Genomic DNA, 19,424 nt, shown 5'->3' with positions numbered 1-19,424 from the left:
GGGCGGCCGCTCCGGCGCGGGAGCCGTCACCGTAGGCCGCCGCGGGGACCGCGCCGGACACCGCGACGACGGCGGCGACGACGGCGACGGCCGCGGCATGAGATGTCCTGGAGTTCAGGGCTGCCCCCTCGGAGAGACATGGAGCCGGTCGCTGCGCACCGCCGCCCGGGCACGCAGGAAGACCGGCGACGCCCGGCAAGGGTTGTACGCGCTTTCCTTGGGGACGCGCTTTCCTCACGGACGCGCTTTCCTCGCGGGCGCGCTTTCCTCGCGGGCGCGCTTTCCGCACGGGCGTGCTCTCCTGGCGGACGCGCTTTCCGCACCGACGTGTTCTCCTAACGGACGCGCGCGATCAAGGCGTACCGTTCGTCGCTCACCGGGCCGCCCCACAGGTCGGCGTCGTGGCTGAGCGGTTCGACGCGGAGGTCGGCGACGAGGGGGCGGACGGCGTCGGCCAGGTCGTCGGCGCCGATGCCGTGCTGCCAGGGCAGGGTCTCGGCTCCCGTGACGTACGGCACACCGCTCTGCCCGGATTCACGCCAGCGGCCCTCGATCAGGACGAGGAGACCGCCGGGGCGGATTCGGCCGGTCCAGTCCCTCAGAGCGGCCCGCGGGTCGGGCAGGGTCCACACCAGGTGCCGGGCCAGCAGGACGTCGAAGCGTTCCTCACCGGTGGGCGGGTTCGCGGCGTCGCCCACCAGGAAGCGGCCCTCCAGGCCCGCGGACCGCAGCTTGGCGCGGGCCTGTTCGATCATCCTCGGTGCGAGGTCGACGCCGCAGACCCGGTGTCCCGCCTCGGCCAGAAGCCGGGAGAGGGAGCCGGTTCCGCAGCCCACGTCCAGGACGTCCGCCGGCCGGGACGGCAGCCAGGCGGCCAGGCGGCCGGCCCACGCGGCGCGGGTCTCGGCGGCCCGCAGACCGTGATCGGGTTCGTTGTCGAAGTCGGCCGCGGCGGCGTCCCAATAGGCGGCGATGGCATCACTGTTCGTCATGGTCGCGATCTGTATCAACCTTCACTGACATCCGCTCCGTGGGCACCGCTTTCGACCAGGTGAGCACCTATACGAGCAAGAAGAGAGAAGATTTTGTGCGCACACATCTGGCTGTTAGCCTGCGACGTATTTCTCTTCGCCCACATCCATGAACAGTCGGCAGTGCCCCTGGGAGGGGAACGAGGTTGCCCATGACCAGCAACACAAGCGAGGTTTCCGAAGCCGTGCCGGGTGACGAGAAGCTCCGGCGGCTTCTGGCGGGCCTGACAGCGGTGCGGGACGGTGACTTCGGCACCCGCCTGCCCGAGGACGCCGACGGTCTGATGGGCGACATTGCCACCGTGTTCAACGGCATGGTGGACCAGTTGTCCGTTTTCACCTCCGAGGTGACCCGCGTGGCCCGCGAGGTGGGCACCGAGGGAACGCTCGGTGGCCAGGCCGAGGTGCCCGGAGTCTCCGGTACCTGGGCCGATCTGACCGACTCGGTCAACGCGATGGCCGGAAACCTGACCACACAGGTCCGTGACATCGCCCAGGTGGCGACGGCGGTCGCCAAGGGCGATCTCTCGCAGAAGATCGACGTGCCCGCGCGCGGCGAGATCCTGGAGCTGAAGGAGACCGTCAACACGATGGTCGACCAGCTCTCCGCCTTCGCGGACGAGGTCACCCGCGTCGCCCGCGAGGTCGGCAGCGAGGGCCGTCTCGGCGGTCAGGCGAAGGTGCCGGGAGTCGCCGGTGTCTGGCGTGATCTGACCGACTCGGTCAATCTGATGGCCGGAAATCTGACGTCTCAGGTCCGTAATGTCGCCCAGGTGACCACGGCGGTCGCCAAGGGTGATCTCTCGCAGAAGATCACCGTGGACGCCCGCGGCGAGATCCTGGAACTGAAGAACACCATCAACACGATGGTCGACCAGCTCTCCGCCTTCGCCGACGAGGTCACCCGCGTCGCCCGCGAGGTCGGCACCGAGGGACGCCTCGGCGGCCAGGCGGACGTGAAGGGGGTCAAGGGGACCTGGCGTGATCTCACCGACTCGGTGAACTTCATGGCCGGAAACCTGACGTCCCAGGTCCGTAACGTCGCCCAGGTCGCCACCGCGGTCGCCAAGGGCGATCTCTCGCAGAAGATCACCGTGGACGCCCGCGGCGAGATCCTGGAACTGAAGAACACCATCAACACGATGGTCGACCAGCTCTCCGCCTTCGCCGACGAGGCCACGCGCGTCGCCCGCGAGGTCGGCACCGAAGGACGCCTCGGCGGCCAGGCGCACGTGCGCGGTGTGTCCGGCACGTGGAAGGACCTCACGGACAACGTCAACGTGATGGCGTCCAACCTGACCAGCCAGGTGCGTTCCATCGCCCAGGTCGCCACCGCGGTCGCCCGCGGCGACCTGTCGCAGAAGATCACCGTCGAGGCCAAGGGCGAGGTCGCGGCCCTGGCGGACGTGATCAACACGATGGTGGACACGCTGTCCGCCTTCGCCGACGAGGTCACGCGTGTGGCCCGCGAGGTCGGCACCGAGGGACGCCTCGGCGGCCAGGCGCAGGTGCCGAACGTGGCGGGCACCTGGAAGGACCTCACCGACAACGTCAACTCCATGGCCAACAACCTCACCGGCCAGGTCCGCAACATCGCGCTGGTCACGACGGCGGTGGCCCGCGGTGACCTGTCGAAGAAGATCGACGTCGACGCGCGCGGCGAGATCCTGGAGCTGAAGACGACCATCAACACGATGGTCGACCAGCTCTCCGCCTTCGCCGACGAGGTCACGCGTGTGGCCCGCGAGGTCGGCACCGAGGGCCGCCTCGGCGGCCAGGCCGAGGTGGAGGGCGTCTCCGGCACCTGGAAGCGGCTGACGGAGAACGTCAACGAGCTGGCCGGGAACCTGACCCGGCAGGTGCGCGCCATCGCCGAGGTCACCAGCGCGGTCGCCGAGGGCGACCTGACCCGGTCGATCAACGTGGAGGCCTCCGGCGAGGTCGCCGAGCTCAAGGACAACATCAACTCCATGGTGGAGTCCCTGCGCGAGACCACCCGGGCCAACCAGGAACAGGACTGGCTCAAGACCAACCTGGCGCGGATCGCCGGCCTGATGCAGGGCCACCGCGACCTGCCGGTCGTGGCCGAGCTGATCATGGACGAGCTGGTGCCGCTGGTCTCCGCCCAGTACGGCGCGTTCTACCTCGCCGAGGAGGGCGCGCGGGGACCGGAGCTGCGGCTCGTCGGGTCCTACGGCCGTCCCGAGGAGGACGGGCGTCCCGACCGCTTCCCGTTCGGCCGCTCCCTGGTCGGCCAGGCCGCCCGCAGCCGCCGTACGATCGCCGTCGACCAGCTGCCGCCGGACTACGTGACCATCTCCTCGGGCCTCGGCCAGACCGTGCCGACCGGTCTGATGCTGCTGCCGATCCTCTTCGAGGACCAGGTCCTCGGCGTCATCGAGCTGGCGTCCGTCACCGCGTTCACCCCGATCCACCGGGATCTGCTGGAGCAGCTCCGGGAGACGATCGGCGTCAACGTCAACACAATCGTGGCCAACGCCCGCACCGACGAGCTGCTCGGCGAGTCGCAGCGGCTGACCGCCGAACTCCAGGTCCGCTCGGCGGAACTGCAGGCGCAGCAGGAGGAGTTGCAGCGCTCCAACGCCGAACTGGAGGAGAAGGCCTCGCTGCTGGCGGCACAGAACCGCGACATCGAGGCGAAGAACCTGCAGATCGAGCAGGCCCGGCAGGAGCTGGAGGCGCGGGCGCAGCAGCTGGCGCTGGCCTCGAAGTACAAGTCCGAGTTCCTGGCGAACATGAGCCACGAGCTGCGCACACCGCTCAACAGCCTGCTGATCCTCGCGCAGTTGCTCGCCCAGAACCCGTCGCGCAACCTCACGCAGAAGCAGGTCGAGTACGCGGGGATCATCCACTCCGCGGGCTCCGATCTGCTCCAGCTGATCAACGACATCCTGGACCTGTCGAAGGTCGAGGCCGGCAAGATGGACGTCGCGCCGGAGCGGGTGTCGCTGCGCCAGCTCATCGAGTACGTCGAGGCGACCTTCCGGCCGATGACGACGCAGAAGGGCCTGGAGTTCACGGTGACCACCGCGCCGGGTGCGCCCGGCGATCTGCTCACCGACGACTCCCGGCTGCGTCAGGTGCTGCGCAACCTGCTGTCGAACGCGGTGAAGTTCACCGAGCAGGGCGGTGTCGAGCTGCTGATCCAGCCCGCCCCGGACGGCGAGGTGCCGGACGGGGTGATCAAGGGCGGCCCGGTCGTGGCGTTCTCCGTGAAGGACACCGGCATCGGGATCCAGGAGCAGCAGCTGGAGTCCATCTTCGGCGCCTTCCAGCAGGCGGACGGGACCACCAGCCGCAAGTACGGCGGCACGGGTCTCGGTCTGTCCATCACGCGGGAGATCGCCCATCTCCTCGGCGGTGCGGTGACCGTGGACAGCACGCCGGGCCGGGGCAGCACGTTCACGCTGTATCTTCCGGTGGCCCGTCCCGACTTCGAGCAGTTGGCGGGCCGGCACCTGGAGAAGCCGGTGGAACTGCCCGCCGTGGAGGCCGCCGTCGACGTGCCGGTGGCGCCGCGGCCGAGCCTGGCCGGCCGTCGCCGCCGCCGGCGCCGGCTGTTGGTCGTGGAGGAGCGTCCGCGCGGTCTGCTGAGCCTGGTCGCCGAGAGCGTCGTCGCGGACGTGGTCCGTCATGGCGCGGACGACGCCGTGCCGCGACCGGACGTGGATCTGATCACCGCGGTCAGTGCGCAGGAGGCGGCCGGGGCGCTGGCCGCCGAACCGTGCCACTGCGTCGTCCTCGACCTGGACATGCCCGACGGTGAGGCCGCGCGGTTCCTGGAGGCGCTGCAGGGCGACTCGGCGCTGGCCGACGTGCCCGTGCTGGTGCACAGCAGTCACCGTCCGGACGTGGCGCGGGCGGAGGCGCTCGAGTCGCACGCGGACGACGGGGCCCTGGAGTTCCTGTCCAGCCTCGACGAGCTGCGCGAGCGCATCGCGCTGCACCTGTCCGCCGAGGAGCCCGGGGACGTACGGTCCCTGGTCAGGGCGGAGGAGCCGCAGAAGCTGACGTCGCACCTCGTCGACGACTCCTTCGCCGGGCGTACCGTGCTGGTCGTCGACGACGACGCGCGCAACCTCTTCGCGCTCAGTGGCATCCTGGAACTGCACGGCTTCCGGGTGCTGCACGCGGAGAACGGCCGCAAGGGCATCGAGACGCTCATCGACAACCAGGACATCGCCCTGGTGCTGATGGACGTGATGATGCCGGAGATGGACGGTTACACGGCCACGGCCGAGATCCGCAAGATGCCGCAGTACGCCGAGCTGCCCATCATCGCCGTCACCGCCAAGGCGATGCCCGGGGACCGGGAGAAGTCCCTGGCGTCGGGGGCGAGCGACTACGTGACCAAGCCCGTCGACACCCACGACCTGATCGCCTGCGTCCGACGCTGGCTGTCCCCCTGAGCGCGCCCCGGTCCGCCCCGGCGTCCTGCCGGGGCGGGCCCCGCCCGACCTTCCGCGCCCCAGGGTCTTCCCGCCGAGGAGCATCCCCATCGTGAGCACCCCCGACCGACCCGCAGACCAGCCCCCCGAGCCGCCCGACAGCGAGGCGCGGCCCGAGCACGGCGCTGCCCCGGACCTGCCGCCGCACCCGGCGTCCGATACGCCCGAGAAGCCCGGGACGTCCGAGGAGGCGCCGGGGACCACCGGGGCCGGCCTCGTGCCGTCCGCCTCGTCGGCCGCCTCGCCGTCCCACGACCTCGTCGCCGGTGCCGAGCCCGGTGCGGAGCCGGGCGAGGACGACGGGTCCGCCGCGCCCGCCGTGCGGTCGGGCGAGAGCGCGGGCGTGGCCTCGACCACCCCGGTGGGCAGGCTCGCCGCCACCGTCGAACGGCTGCGGCGGGAGGTGCGGGCGGCGCAGGCCGAGGCGGAGGGCCGGGCGCTGATCGAGCTGGCCAAGGGCATCCTGGTCGAGCGGCTGGGCTGTGGCCCGACGCAGGCCGCCCGGCAGCTCGCGGAGCTGACCGCGCAGGCTCGGGTGAGCCCGCTGGAGTTCGCCGTCGAGGTCATCAACCAGGCCGCGCGGGACCGGATGTCGGAGGTCACGGACGCCTTCCTGGCGACCGCGACGGGCGCCCGCGCGGAGCTCGACGCCGCCGCGGTGCGGCTGCGCGCCGCCGAGAGCGGGGCGCTCGCCGCGTCCGACGCGCAGGCCGTCGCGGACTCGCTGCTGGAGCACGCGCTGCGCCCGCTGGGCGCGGTGGCCGTGGCGGTGTGGGCCGCGGGCTCCGACGGCTCGCTGACGCTGGCGGGCAGCGCCGGGTTCTCGGCCGCCGAGGCCTCCCGGTGGCGCTATGTGCCGCCGGACGTGGCGACGGTGGCGCGCCGCGGTCTCACCGCGCGCAGCGACCAGTGGATCGGTTCGCTGTCGGAGACCGGGCTGCCCACGGTCGGCCGGCAGGTGTATCCGGACGGCGGCCGGGTCGCCGTGCCCGCCGGTACCGGGGGGCGTATCCACGGGGTGCTGGAGATCGCCTGGCCGACGCCGCTGGAACCGCAGCCGCCGCAGGTCGTACGGCAGGTGGAGGCGCTGGCCGAGCTGTGCGCGCACACCCTGGAGACGTACACGCCGCGCCAGGACCCGGTGCAGGACCCGCGGGTCCTGCCGGACGCCGCGGAGCTGATGGACCTGGCCGACGGGCTGCACGACCCCGCCCTGGTCCTGGTGCCGCACGTCGACGACTCCGGGCAGCTGGTGGACTTCCGCATCCAGCACGTCAACACCCGCTTCCTCGACCCGGCGGGCCGGCCCCGGTCGGTGGTGAGCGGCGCGCTGCTGCTGGAGGCGTACCCGATGACGGCCGGGGACAGCGAGCTGTTCCAGCGCATCGAGCGGGTGTACGCGACCGGTGAGGCGTTCCGGGCGAACCGTATGCAGCTGACGGCGCTGGTCGACCAGGTGCCGCTGTCGGCGCTGGCGGACATCAGCATCAGCCGGCACGGCAACTGTGTGCTGCTGATCTGGCGCATCGAGGACGAGACGGCCCGGCTGGCGAGCCTGCTCCAGCACGCCCAGCGGCTCGGCCGGGTCGGCGGCTTCGAGGAGAACCTGCTGACCGGCGGGATCACCTGGAACAACCAGATGTTCGACCTGTACGGCCGTCCTCATACGAGCCCGCCGGTGCCGCTGGAGGATCTTCCCGCGCACGCGCATCCGGACGACGCGGTGGCCATCGGCCGTTTCCTGCGTACGCTGCTGCACCATCGGCGGCCCGCCTCCGCGGCCTTCCGGCTGCAGCGGCCGGACGGGGTCACCCGTCACATCCGTGTGGTGGCCGAGCCGGTCCTGGACACCGACGGGCGGCTGTTCGTGGTCCGCGGCGCCTATCAGGACATCTCGGCGCAGCACTGGACGGAGGTGGCGCTGGCGGCCACCCGTGACCAGCTCGCCCACACCGAGCAGCAGGCGGCCGAGCGCAACCGGCTGGCGTTGCAGCTCCAGCACGCGATCATGCCGCCGACGCAGGCGCCGCTGCGGGTGCCGGGGATGGCGGTGGCGGTGCGCTACCGGCCGGCGGAGACCGAGCAGCTGGTGGGCGGCGACTGGTACGACGCCGTGGTGCTGCCGTCGCGGATGGTGCTGTTGTGCGTCGGCGACGTGGCGGGTCACGGCATAGAGGCCGCGACGAGCATGGTCGTGCTGCGCAACGCGCTGCGGGGCCTGGCGGTCACCGGGGCCGGGCCCGGTCAGTTGCTGTCGTGGCTCAACATCGTGGCGCACCACCTCACCGGCGCGGTCACCGCGACGGCGGTGTGCGCCCTGTACGACCCCGACCGGCGGGTCCTGCGCTGGGCGAGGGCGGGACATCTGCCGCCGGTGCTGGTGCGCGGCGCGGAGGCCTCGCCGCTGCCGCTGGTCAAGGGCATACTCCTGGGCGCCGTGCCCGAGGCGGTGTACGAGGAGGCCGAGGTGCAACTCGCGCCCGAGGACACGCTGTTGATGTACACGGACGGGCTCGTCGAACGCCGTGACCGTTCCGTGGAGGAGTCGCTGACGCATCTGCTGACCACGGCCCGCACGGCGCCGAAGACGCTGGACCAGCAGCTGGACCGGCTGCTGACGTACAGCAAGTCGGACACGGACGACGACACCTGTCTGGTGGGTGTCCGGGTGGTGTGAGGTCGGTTCGGCGCACGATGTCGGGGGCCGGTCAGCGCACGATGCGGGGGGCCGGTTCAGCGCACGATGTCGGCGAGGTTCGGTACCACGCGGGTGAGGCGCAGCACGCCCCACAGGATCAGCAGCGCGCCGGCCAGTTCGGGCAGGAGCCACCAGCCCGTACGGATCGTCTCGTCGAACAGGGCGATGCCGAGCAGGAGGCTCACGGAGGCGTCGCCGATGGTCAGCGCGGGCTGTGAGGCGACGAGCGGTCCGGCTTGCAGCGAGTTCTCCAGCAGGAGCAGCGCCGCGATGCCGGCGAGTGCGAAGCCGTAGGTCTGCCAGGTGGTGAGCAAGGCGGGCAGGCCGTCGTCGGCGAGGCGGTCCGTGGCCGACTTCATGAGCGCGGCGGTCAGCGCGTTGCCGACGGCGGCGCCCGCGGCCAGCACGGCGGCGCGGAAGAGCGGCGAGGACGAGGAGCGGGCGAGGACGACCGAGGCGGCCATCGCGCCGAGGGTGACGGCCAGGACGGGAATCCAGTCCTCCATCGGGGCCTGTTGGCGGGTCCCGGAGGGGGCGGCGGAGCCGAGCAGCAGGGCGAGTCCGGCGACCACTCCCCCGATCGCCCACCAGCCGGCGCCCGGCAGCCGGCGGTGCAGCAGGGGCACGGCGATCAGCATCGCGAAGGGCAGTTCGAGGATGAACACGGGCTGCACGAGCGCCATGGGCCCGTTGACCAGGGCCAGCGCCTGGAAGACCGCGGCGCCGGTCACTCCGGCGATGCCGATGGCCCAGGCGGGCCGTCGGACGAGGGCGAGCAGCAGTCCCAGTCCGCCGCCTCGGGGCACGGTGGAGGCGGCTTTGCGCTGGAAGGCCGTGCCCACCGCGTTGCTGAGAGCTCCCAGGACGGCGAAGAGCAGGGCGAGCGCGATCATGGGACCACCTTGCCCGACCGGCCGTCCTTCGCCGGTCACCGCCGGCGGGTGTCGCCGGTGCCTGGCCCCGGGCCCCTGCCACGGCTCCGGCCGGACGCCTGGGATCATGGGCGCATGCCGGTGATCCGCTCGTTCCCGAAAGGCTGCCTCGTACCGCTGTTCTCCCTCGGCTCACAAGGACGGCAGCCGGCCGCTCGCCGAGGGCAGCCTGGACCGTGAGACGTGGGGCCGGCTGACCGGCGTCCTCGTCGAGCACAGTCCCGCGGGCCCGGACACGTCCTGCTCGGCTTACCACACCCCGCTGGTGCTCGGCGCCGTCGCCTTCGACCGCCGCACGTACGCGTGGGCCGTCTCGGCGACGCCGGTCTCCTGTACGACGATCCCGACGTCGCGATCAGCCCGTCCAACCTCCGGGCCGAGGACCGCTCCTGGGTGCTGTGCACCGACTACGGCCTGTGGGCCACCAAGGTCGCCGGTCCGCCGACGCTCGTGGAGGCGCCGTTGCGCGACAGCGAGATCGAGGCGGTACGACTGCCCTGGGCGACCTGATAGTGGGCACAGGGTACGGATGGGTGCCTTACTCGCGCTGACCTCCGCCCTCTGCTACGGCTTCGTCGACTTCGCCGGCGGGTTGCTGTCCCGTCGGGTCCACTTCGCCGTGGTCAGCTTCCTCGGGCAGGTCGGCGGTCTGCTGCTCGCGCTCGGTGCCGCCCTGTGGTGGCCCGCGGAAGCGGTCCGGCCGGCCGATGTGATGTGGGGAGCGCTCTCCGGCGTGGGCAGCGCGCTGGCCATGCAGTTCCTCAACCGAGGCGTCAGCCGTGGGGCCATGAGTGTGGTGATTCCCGTGAGTGCCGTCACCGGCGTGGCCCTGTCGGTGCTGTGCGGTGTCCTCTTCCTGGGTGACCGGCCCACGCCGATGGCCTGGCTGGGCATCTGTGTGACCGGGCCCGCGTTGTGGCTGGTCTCGGCGGGCGGTGCGCGCCGCGGTGACCGCGGTGGCACCCGGGCCACTCCCGCGCTGACGGACGGTCTGATCGCCAGTGCGGGAGTGGCCGTGCAGTATCTCGGCCTCGCGCAGGTGGACCGGGCGAGCGGTCTGTGGCCGGTGGCCGTCGGCCGGCTCGCCGCGGTGCTGTTCCTGCTGCCGGCCACCTGGCGCCACACCGCGGAGTTCCGGCGCTCCGCCAGGTCGGCGGCCGGTGCGGTGCTGATCGGGGCGGGCGCCGCTCTCGGTCTCATCCTCTATCTCGGGGCCACCCGACTTCAGATGCTCGCGGTCGCTGTCGTCCTGGCGTCCCTGTACCCGGCCGTTCCGACGATCCTCGGGGTCGCGGTCCTGCGCGAGAAGGTCACGCGTGCCCAGGCGACCGGTCTGGTCGGCTCGGCCGTCGCGGTCGTACTGCTCAGTCTGGGCTGACTCGGTATGGGCCGGCTCAGTATGGGCCGGCTCAGTATGTGCTGAAGCGGTCAGGTGGGCCGGCTCGGTCCGGGCCGACGGCCCTGGGCCCGGGTCGTCCCGGGTCCGGGCCGTCGGCGTTCGGGCTCAGTCCTGTGCCTCCACGCCGGTGGCGTTGAGCAGTGCGCCGTTCGCGGTGCGCTGGGTGGCGACGAGCTGGCCGCCCAGTGCCTCGGCGATCCGGTCGCGGTCACGCGGGTCGACGGTGAACGCCGGGCGGGCGGCGAGCTGCGGGTGCGCGGCCTTCTGGGCGGCGGTGAGTTCCGCCGGCCTCAGCCGCAGCCACTGGCCCTCGTGGGAGAGGGCCCCGTCCTCGATGGTGAGCCCGCCCTGACGGTCGTACACGAGTTGCTGGGTCGTCGAGCCGGTGGTCCGTACGTCCCACACCACGGTGTCCGCGCCGATCCAGTGCGCCTCGGACCTGCCGAGGTCCAGGTCGGGTGCGGTGCCGACGGTCGGCAGGAGGTAGCCGCTGTCGCCGCCGACGAGCCAGACCTCCTTGCCGTAGGTGGCGAGGTCCAGTGAGCGGTCGCTCGGGATGTCCTTCTCGTCGCCCTTGTGGACGATGTAGCTGAGCGAGGTCGCGTTGTCCGCGAGGGGCACCTCGAAAGTGACGCCGAAGGCGTCCTCGGCGACCGGCAGCAGTGGCTTGGTCCAGTCGGTGGGGGTGGCGGCACCGGTCCAGGTGTGCAGGCCCCAGCCGTCGTAGTCGCCGCCGGAGCGGTGGTAGTGGATGACGGCCGTCTTGCCGGTCCGGGGCGGGTAGGTGCCGTCGGGGGCGGTGTCCGCCTGGCCGTCCTGGCCCTGTTCGATCCAGACCGCGCCGGTCCTCGCCAGCTCGATGGTGCACTGCGGGCCGTCGGAGACGCCGTCCTTCCGCACGGTGTAGGTCACTTGGGAGGCGTCCTCGTCGAGCCGCACCCAGGCGAAGGCGCCGTAGGCGTCGCGGCCGACGAAGTCCGCTGTCACGTCGCCCGAGGTGAGCTGCCAGCCGTCGTAGTCCCCGTCCGGGCGCCGGTAGTGGACCACGGCGTAGTCGCGGTCGACGGCGCTCGGCCGGGCCTGCTTCGGCGGCTGTCCGGCGGTGGTGGTGGCGAGGTCGCCGTCGGTACGGCCGCGGCTGTCGACCACGACCGCCTTGTAGCGCAGCGCGGTGCCGGCCGCGACGGTGTCGGGCAGGTGCTGGGTGACACGGTAGGGCGCGTGATCGGCGGAACCGAGCGTCTTCCAGGGGCCGTCGCCGACCTGAGCGGCGAACACCACCCGGTTCAGCGAACCACCCGTCACCTCGGCCGAGATCTCCACATCACCGGTGGCTCCGGCCGCCGGTGCCGTCAAGGACACCGTCGGCGACACCGATCCGGACGCCTGCTTGCGCTCCGCCTTCAGCACCACCGCCGACAACCCCGGCACCGTCACCTCGGCACGCCGCTCGGCATCGCTGCGGACGCTCGCCGAAGTGCCGTACAACGCGGTGAACTTGGTGCGGGCCGAGCCGGTCTCCAGCGTCACCGTCCTCGCCTCGGCGGCGTTGTTCACCGCCACCAGATACTCGATCCGCTCCTCCGCGTCGGTGCGCGAGAAGGCGTAGACGCCCTGCCCGGAGTCCGCGTACCGCTCCGTCTGCACACCGTCCCGCAGCGCCGGATGCGCCTTGGTCAGCTTCGACAGCGACGCGATCGACCGGTACAGGGGGTGGTGGGGGTCGTAGGCGTCCGAGGCGTGCGTGCGGTCGGTGCCGATCAGGTCGTCGTCGAGGTAGTCGGGGACCTGGGAGGCGAACAAGGTCTGGCGGGCGCCCTTGTCGCCGCCCGGTCCGGTGAAGCCCTGCTCGTCGCCCGCGTAGATCACCGGGTTGCCCCGCGACAGGAACAGCAGCTCGTGCGCGAACCGGTCCCGCTTCAGCAGTTCCGCGTCGCTCGCGTCCGGGTTGTCCTGGCTGATGAAGCTGCCGATGCGACCCATGTCGTGGTTGCCGAGGAAGGTCACCTCGCTGTAGGCGTTGGCCTTGTCGGTGGTGTACCGGTAGTCCTGGGCGAACAGGTCGGACAGGGTGTCGGCCGGCTTGTCCTGGGAGGCGTAGCCGCGAATGGTGTTCTGCAACGGGAAGTCGAGGGTGGCGTCGAGGCGGCCCTGGGTGAGGTAGGGCGCGATGACGGCGGGGTCCGAGGAGAGCGTCTCACCGAAGATGAAGAAGTCCTCGCGGCCTCGCTTCGCGGCGTAGGCGTCGAGTGCCGTGGCCCACTGGGTCCAGAACTCCATGTTCACGTTGCGGACGGTGTCGACGCGGAAGCCGTCCACGTCGAAGTCCTTGACCCACTTCTGGTAGATGCGCTCCATCCCCGTGACGACCTCGGGGCGCTCGGTCCACAGGTCGTCGAGGCCGGTGTGGTCGCCGTACAGACCGCTCTCGCCGACGAAGGTGGAATCGCCCCGGTTGTGGTACATGGTCGGGTCGTTCAGCCACGCGGGGACCTTCGTCCGCTCCTCGCCGGCCATGATCTGGGGCGCGTACGGGAAGCTGTCGGCGTCGACCTCGCGCATGCCGTCGGTGTCGTCGAAGGGGCGTCCGTCGGTGTCGAGGTAGGGGTAGGCGCCCTTGGGGCGGTAGCCGAACTCCTTCTCGGCGTTGGTGACGGTGTCGGCGGTGTGGTTGGTGATGACGTCGAAGAAGACCTTCATCCCCTTGGCGTGCGCCTTGTCGATCAGCTTCTCCAGGTCGGCGTTGGTGCCGAAGTGCGGGTCGACCTGGGTGAAGTCGGTGATCCAGTAGCCGTGGTAGCCGGCGGACTCGCCGCCGCCCTGCACCGGCTTGTTCTTGAAGATGGGCGCCAGCCAGATCGCGGTGGTGCCCAGCCCCTTGATGTAGTCCAGTCTGTCGATCACTCCCTTCAGGTCGCCGCCCTGGTAGAAGCCCTTGTCGGTGGGGTCGTAGCCGGTCCGGGTGCGGTCGCCGGTCAGTCCGCCCTCGTCGTTGGCCCCGGTGCCGTTGGCGAACCGGTCGGGCAACAGGAAGTAGGCCTGTTCGCGGGTGAGGTCGTGGCGGGCGGGCTCGGCGGCCAGCCGGGCGTCCGACGGGGGACTCGGCGGGCGGGAGCCGGCCGACGCCGGCTGGGCGGCGTGCAGCGCACCGGCCACCATCGCGACCGCGACGGCCGTCACGGTCGCGGGCAGCGCTCTTCGGCGGGTGCGGTCGTCTCGTGTCACTGTGTCGCCTCGGTCCGGTGAGTCAGGGTGTGAGCGGGGTGTCGGGTGTGTGGGGTGGGTGCGGGGTGTACCGGTCATCGCCGGGTCCTTCCGGTCGGTTGTCAGTGCTCGGTGATACGGACGGTGGTCGCGCCCAGCAGGGCGCCGCTCTCCGCTCGCTGGGTGGCGATCAGGCCGCTGTGCAGCGCCTCGGCGACCCGGTCGCGGTCGCGCGGGTCCACGCGGAACACGGAAGCGTCCGCGAACTGCGGATACGCCTCCCTCTGGGCCTGGCTCAGCTCTCCCGGGACGAGGCGCAGCCACCGGCCCTCGTCCCGCAGGGCGCCGCCGACGATCGTCAGCTCCTCGCCGTCCGAGGGGTGGACGAGCTGCTGGCTGGCGACCCCGGTGCCCTCGCCCTCCCATACGACGGTGTCGTCGCCGAGCCAGGTGGCCGCCGACTCGGCCAGGTCGAGGCCGAAGGCGCCGCTGAGGGACGGGGCCATGTAGACGGGGTCCCCGGCGACGCGCCACACCTCGTGCCCGTAGAGGGAGAAGTCGAGGGCTTCGTCGGCGGGGATGTCCTTCTCCTCCTTCTTGTGGAGGACGTAGCTGAGCGAGGCGGCGCCGTCCTTCAGCGGGACCTCGAAGACGAGGCCGAAGGCGTCACGGCGGACCGGCTGGACGGGGTCGTTCCACTCCGGCGGGTTCGCCGAGCCGGTCCAGGTGTGCAGGCCCCAGCCGTCGTAGTCGCCGTCGGGCCGGTGGTAGTGGAGGACCGCCTTCGTGGTGTCCTGCGGCGGGCGGGCGTCCTGGGGCCGGTCGGTGCGGACGGTGGCGCTGCCTTCCCGCGTCCACACCTCGCCGGCGACGGCGAAGTCGACGGAGCGCTCCGGACCGTCGGCCGTGCCGTCCTTCTCGACGGTGAAGCGGACCGGGCCGGAGGAGGGCGGGATCCAGGCGAAGGCACCGTAGCCGTCGCGGCCGGAGAAGGGTGCCGTCGTGCCGTCCGCCGTCCTCAGCAGCAGACCGTCGTAGTCGCCGTCGGCCCGCTGGTGGTGGACGACGCCGTAGGTGCGGTGGACGGTGGGCTTCGCGGGGGCGGGGGTCTGTCCGGCGGTGGTGGTGGCGAGGTCGCCGTCGGTGCGGCCGCGGCTGTCGACCACGACCGCCTTGTAGCGCAGCGCGGTACCTGCCTCGACGGTGCCGGGCAGGTGCTGGGTGACACGGTAGGGCGCGTGATCGGCGGAGCCCAGCGTCTTCCAGGAGCCGTCGCCGACCTGAGCGGCGAACACCACCCGGTTCAGCGAACCACCCGTCACCTCGGCCGAGATCTCCACATCACCCGTGGCTCCGGCCGCCGGTGCCGTCAGGGACACCGTCGGCGACACCGGCCCGGACGCCTGCTTGCGCTCCGCCTTCAGCACCACCGCCGACAGCCCCGGCACCGTCACCTCGACACGCCGCTCGGCATCGCTGCGGACGCTCGCCGAAGTGCCGTACAACGCGGTGAACTTGGTGCGGGCGGTGTCCGTGGTCAGCCGCACGGTGCGCTCCTCGGCGGCGTTGTTCACCGCCGCCAGATACTCGATCCGCTCCCCCGCGTCCGTCCGCGAGAAGGCGTAGACGCCCCGCCCCGCGTCCGCGTACCGCTCCGTCTGCACACCGTCGCGCAGCGCCGGATGCGCCTTGGTCAGCTTCGACAGCGACGCGATCGACCGGTACAGGGGGTGGTGGGGGTCGTAGGCGTCGGAGGCGTGTGTGCGGTCCGTGCCGATCTGGTCGTCGTCCAGGTAGTCCGCGGCTTGTGAGGCGAACATCGTCTGGCGGCTGTCGACGTCTCCGCCGGGGCCGGTGAAGCCCTGCTCGTCGCCCGCGTAGATCACCGGGTTGCCCCGCGACAGGAACAGCAGCTCGTGCGCGAACACGGAGCGTTCCAGCAGCTCCGCGTCGCTCGCGTCCGGGTTGTCCTGGGCGATGAAGCTGCCGATGCGGCCCATGTCGTGGCTGCCGAGGAAGGTCACCTCACCGTAGGCGTCGGCCTTGTCGGTGGTGTACCGGTAGTCCTGGGCGAGAACGTGGGAGAGGTCCGTCGCCGGGGCGCCTCGGGACGCGTAGTTGCGGAAGGCGGCCTGGAGCGGGAAGTCGAGGGTGCCGTCGAGCCGGCCCTGGACCAGGTACGGCGCCATCACGACCGGGTCGGCGGAGAAGGCCTCGCCGAAGACGAAGAAGTCGGGGCGTCCGTGCCGGGCCGCGTAGGTGTCGAGGGCGGTGGCCCACTGGGTCCAGAACTCCATGTTCACGTTCTTGGCGGTGTCGACGCGGAAGCCGTCCACGCCGAGGTCCTTCACCCATGTCTGGTAGATCCTGGCCATGCCCTCGACCACTTCGGGGCGTTCGGTCCACAGGTCGTTGTTGCCGATGAAGTCGCCGTAGAGGGCGCTCTCGCCGGCGAAGGTGGAGTCGCCGCGGTTGTGGTACATCGTGGGGTCGTTGAGCCAGTCCGGGACCATGCGGTCGTGCTCGCCGGTGCGTGGGCGCGGGGTGTAGGGGAAGCTGTCGGCGTCGACCTCGCGCATCCCCGTGCTGTCGTCGAAGGGGCGTCCCTCGGTGTCGAGGTAGGGGTAGGCGCCCTTGGAGCGGTAGCCGTACCGCTGCTCGGCGTAGTCGACGGTGTCGGCGGTGTGGTTGGTGATGACGTCGAAGAAGACCTTCATCCCCTTGGCGTGCGCCTTGTCGACGAGCCTCTTCAGGCCGGCGTTGGTGCCGAAGTGCGGGTCGACCTCGGTGAAGTCGGTGATGGCGTAACCGTGGTAGCTGGCCGAGCGGTGGCCGCCCACGGTCTGTACCGGCTTGTTCCGGAAGACCGGTGCCATCCAGATCGCGGTGGTGCCGAGGCCCTTGATGTAGTCCAGCTTGTCGATGACCCCTTCCAGGTCGCCGCCCTGGAAGTAGTACTTGTCGGTGGGGTCGAAGCCGGTGTGCGAGCGGTCACCGGTCAGGCCGCCCTCGTCGTTGGCCGGGTCGCCATTGGCGAACCGGTCGGGGAGTAACAGGTAGAACTGCTCACGGGAGGGTGCGGGACGGGCCGGTTCACGGGCCAGTACGGCGTCGGCCGGCGGGTCGGGCACGGCGGCGGTCGCCGCGCCGTCGGGTAAGCCCGCGGACGCCGGGCGGTCGGGTGAGCCCGCGGACGCCGGACGGTCCGGTGAGCCCGCGGACGCCGGACGGTCCGGTGAGCCCGCGGACGCCGGACGGTCCGGTGAGCCCGCGGACGCCGGGAGCGCGGTGGGCGGCAGGGCGGTCAGCGCCGGGGCGAGCAGCGCGAGGGCCAGGGTTCTGGCGGTCCTGCGGTGAGGCAGGGACACGGTCACGGGCCTTTCTCCTGAACGGTCACACGTAGGGCGCCGCCCGCGGGTCACGGGCGGCGTGGGTCGTGCTTGGTCGCCCCGCACGCTGCCGAGGGGCGGCGTGCGGGGCTGTCGGAGGGGGCAAGACCGCGGGTGGGACAGGCTCTGCCGGTTCAGCTGCGCCAGGTGTCGTTCACCGTGATCTTGCCGCTGGACGGGACGGTGGCGGTGCGGTTGCCGCCGCTCTCCCAGGTGACGTTGCCGGCGCCGTCCTTGCGGATGTACTTGTACGCGAAGGTCGTGCCGGCGGGCAGTTCCACGTCGAGCTTCCACACGGGGTAGCTCGCCGGGTCCAGCTTGAGGGCGTTGGAGGTGTTCCAGCTGCCGAGCGCCTGCTGGTCGCCGACGACGTAGATGTTCTGGCCCCAGCTCGTGGTCGCGTTGACGTTGAACGAGGCGCCGGCCGCGACGACGGGCTCCTCGCCGCCGTCCTCGCCGCCGTCGCCGCACGCGGTCGCTCCGGTGTGCAGGGCGAGAGCGGTGTGGGCGGCGAGTGTCGCGGTGAACTGGCCGGAGGCGTTGACGGTGACGGGCTGGTCGGTCTGCACGTCGCAGTAGGTGCCGGCGGGCAGCGAGGTCTGGTAGGTGCGGGTCAGGGCGGACGATTCGTGGTTGATGGCGACGTAGGCCTTGGTGCCACGGCCGAACGCGATGGCGTTGCTGCCGTTGTCCCACCAGTTGGTCACCGCGGTGTCGCCGGCGGTGTTGCGGAAGCCGACCATGCTCGCGATCTCGCGCCAGTCGTGCTGGCACTTCCAGCCTTCGGTGTAACAGGCGTTGACCTGACCGCTGTTGGGCGGGCCGGCGTCGTGGTCGGTGAACTCGTAGCCGGAGTGGACGTCCGGTGAGCCATAGGGCCAGGCCAGCATGAACACGTGCGCGAGGGTGTAGTTCGCGCCGTCCTTGTAGGTGAGGGTGGCGCCGGTGCGCTCGGTGTCGTGGTTGGCGACGAACACCGCGGAGGTGGCGCTCGGGAGGTGGCCCCAGCCCTCGCCGAAGTTCTTCAGGTAGGCCAGCTTGTCGCTGGTGAACGTCCTCTTGAGGTCGCGCGCGTAGGCGAACTCCTGGACGTCGCCGATGCCGGTGTACTGGGTGGGCTGTACGGCCTCACCGGCGGCGCCGATGGTCTCCTGCTTCCAGTAGACGCCGGGGTTGGTGAGCCTGCTCTTGATGTTGCTCAGGTCCGCCGGGTCGATGTGCTTGGCGGCGTCGATGCGGAAGCCGTCGACGCCGAGGGAGAGCAGGTCGTTCATGTAGCCGGCGATCGTCTTGCGGACGTACTCCTCGCTGGTGTCGAGGTCGGGCAGTCCGCCCAGTTCGCAGTGCTGGACGTTCCAGGCGTCCTGGTAGTTGTTGATGGAGGTCGTGCAGTCGTCCAGGTCGGCCGCCGAGTAGGTGCCGGGGTAGTTGTACTTGGTGAAGGCGGAGCCGCCGGAGCCCGTTCCGGAGGTGTTCGCCATGTGGTTGATGACCGTGTCGGCGACGACCTTCACACCGGCGGCGTGGCAGGTGTCCACCATGGCCTTGAAGGCGGTGCGGTCGCCCAGCCGGGTGTCGATCTTGTAGCTGACGGGCTGGTAGGCGGTCCACCAGGGGGTGCCTTGGATGCGCTCCTGCGGGGGTGACACCTGCACGTACCCGTAGCCGGCCGGCCCGAGGTCGTCGGTGCACGCCTGGGCCACCGAGCTGAACTTCCACTCGAACATCACGGCCGTGACGTCCTTGTCCCCGGGCGGCGCCGCCTGCGCGGTACCCGGCACCGTGACGGCCACAGCGGCTCCCGCCACGAAGGCGAGTGCAGCGGCCACGGTTCTTCTGGCCATGGTTCCTCCTGATCCACGAACGAGGGATGCGGATGAGAGGCCTCACACAGCAGCGCGCCACGCCAGAGGGGCCTTGATGATTCTTGCTGAAACACTGCGGAACAACTTGCGGTCGTGAACGTACGAGCCGGGCTCCGGTTGGTCAACCCTTGAAGCAAAATCCACGTCCCTCTCGTGGTGCGAGCTCAAGGTCGGCTCACAGCTTGGGGGTTGGGAGTTGAAAGGCCTTTCGCAACGACTGCAATGGTGTTACGTTCAACGGCGCTTCCGGTCCGGCGGGCCGGAGGGCCGGGGTCCGCTCCGCGCCCTCACGCGCCCGGCCCGACGGGCCGGTGGCGTCGTCCGCGCCACGTCCGTGTCACGTCCGTGCGCCGCCGGGCGCCCCGGCCGACGCACCGCGACCCCGCGACCCCGCGACCCCGCGACCCCGCGACCCCGCGACCCCGCGACCCCGCGAC

Annotated in this window: 7 protein-coding genes and 2 pseudogenes; 4 read left to right on the top strand and 5 right to left on the bottom strand. The window is 71.3% G+C overall.

Annotation, left to right across the window (positions count from 1 at the left end; translation table 11 throughout):
* Positions 1 to 335: 335 nt before the first annotated feature.
* The gene (locus ABT232_RS37705) at positions 336 to 992 is read right to left on the bottom strand and encodes a class I SAM-dependent methyltransferase (RefSeq protein WP_351849139.1); all 657 of its coding nucleotides are present in this window, start codon (positions 990 to 992) and stop codon (positions 336 to 338) included.
* A 191-nt stretch (positions 993 to 1,183) separates the two neighbouring features.
* On the opposite strand from ABT232_RS37705, the gene ABT232_RS37700 reads away from it, so the two are divergent.
* Entirely contained in the window at positions 1,184 to 5,461 is a 4,278-nt protein-coding gene (locus ABT232_RS37700; protein ID WP_351849136.1) for a HAMP domain-containing protein, read from the top strand.
* Between the two features lie 358 nt (positions 5,462 to 5,819).
* Entirely contained in the window at positions 5,820 to 8,177 is a 2,358-nt protein-coding gene (locus ABT232_RS37695) for a SpoIIE family protein phosphatase (RefSeq protein ID WP_351849142.1), read from the top strand.
* Positions 8,178 to 8,233: 56 nt separating this feature from the next.
* Here ABT232_RS37695 and ABT232_RS37690 read toward each other — a convergent pair whose 3' ends face one another.
* Positions 8,234 to 9,091, bottom strand: coding sequence for a DMT family transporter (locus tag ABT232_RS37690; RefSeq protein WP_351849134.1), 858 nt, complete (start codon positions 9,089 to 9,091; stop codon positions 8,234 to 8,236).
* A 342-nt stretch (positions 9,092 to 9,433) separates the two neighbouring features.
* Here ABT232_RS37690 and ABT232_RS37685 point away from each other — a divergent pair, with 342 nt between their 5' ends.
* Together ABT232_RS37685 and ABT232_RS37680 are read left to right on the top strand one after the other, a co-directional pair.
* Positions 9,434 to 9,640, top strand: a complete 207-nt coding sequence (locus ABT232_RS37685; protein ID WP_351849133.1) for a hypothetical protein — start codon at positions 9,434 to 9,436, stop codon at positions 9,638 to 9,640.
* Between the two features lie 19 nt (positions 9,641 to 9,659).
* Positions 9,660 to 10,508, top strand: coding sequence for an EamA family transporter (locus ABT232_RS37680; protein ID WP_351849130.1), 849 nt, complete (start codon positions 9,660 to 9,662; stop codon positions 10,506 to 10,508).
* Positions 10,509 to 10,646: 138 nt separating this feature from the next.
* Here the strand turns inward: ABT232_RS37680 and ABT232_RS37675 are convergent.
* The 3 genes and pseudogenes from ABT232_RS37675 to ABT232_RS37665 form a co-directional block, all read right to left on the bottom strand.
* Positions 10,647 to 13,688 (bottom strand): annotated as a pseudogene (locus ABT232_RS37675) (alpha-amylase family glycosyl hydrolase); the annotation flags it as partial.
* Between the two features lie 182 nt (positions 13,689 to 13,870).
* A pseudogene (locus tag ABT232_RS37670) lies at positions 13,871 to 16,864 on the bottom strand (alpha-amylase family glycosyl hydrolase); the annotation flags it as partial.
* Between the two features lie 392 nt (positions 16,865 to 17,256).
* Positions 17,257 to 18,966: a carbohydrate-binding module family 20 domain-containing protein gene (locus ABT232_RS37665; protein ID WP_351849128.1), complete on the bottom strand. Its 1,710-nt coding sequence runs from the start codon at positions 18,964 to 18,966 to the stop codon at positions 17,257 to 17,259.
* Positions 18,967 to 19,424 lie beyond the last annotated feature (458 nt).

The organism is Streptomyces sp. NPDC001532, assembly GCF_040298625.1.
GTDB lineage: Bacteria > Actinomycetota > Actinomycetes > Streptomycetales > Streptomycetaceae > Streptomyces.
Note: the sequence above shows the minus strand (reverse complement) of the source record. Positions and strands in the feature narration are given on the sequence as shown.

Excerpts from the sequence above, each read along its gene's own strand:
- ABT232_RS37705 (WP_351849139.1), bottom strand. The coding sequence starts at position 992 with ATGACGAACAGTGATGCCATCGCCGCCTATTGGGACGCCGCCGCGGCC.
- ABT232_RS37700 (WP_351849136.1), top strand. The coding sequence starts at position 1,184 with ATGACCAGCAACACAAGCGAGGTTTCCGAAGCCGTGCCGGGTGACGAG.
- ABT232_RS37690 (WP_351849134.1), bottom strand. The coding sequence starts at position 9,091 with ATGATCGCGCTCGCCCTGCTCTTCGCCGTCCTGGGAGCTCTCAGCAAC.
- ABT232_RS37680 (WP_351849130.1), top strand. The coding sequence starts at position 9,660 with ATGGGTGCCTTACTCGCGCTGACCTCCGCCCTCTGCTACGGCTTCGTC.
- ABT232_RS37665 (WP_351849128.1), bottom strand. The coding sequence starts at position 18,966 with ATGGCCAGAAGAACCGTGGCCGCTGCACTCGCCTTCGTGGCGGGAGCC.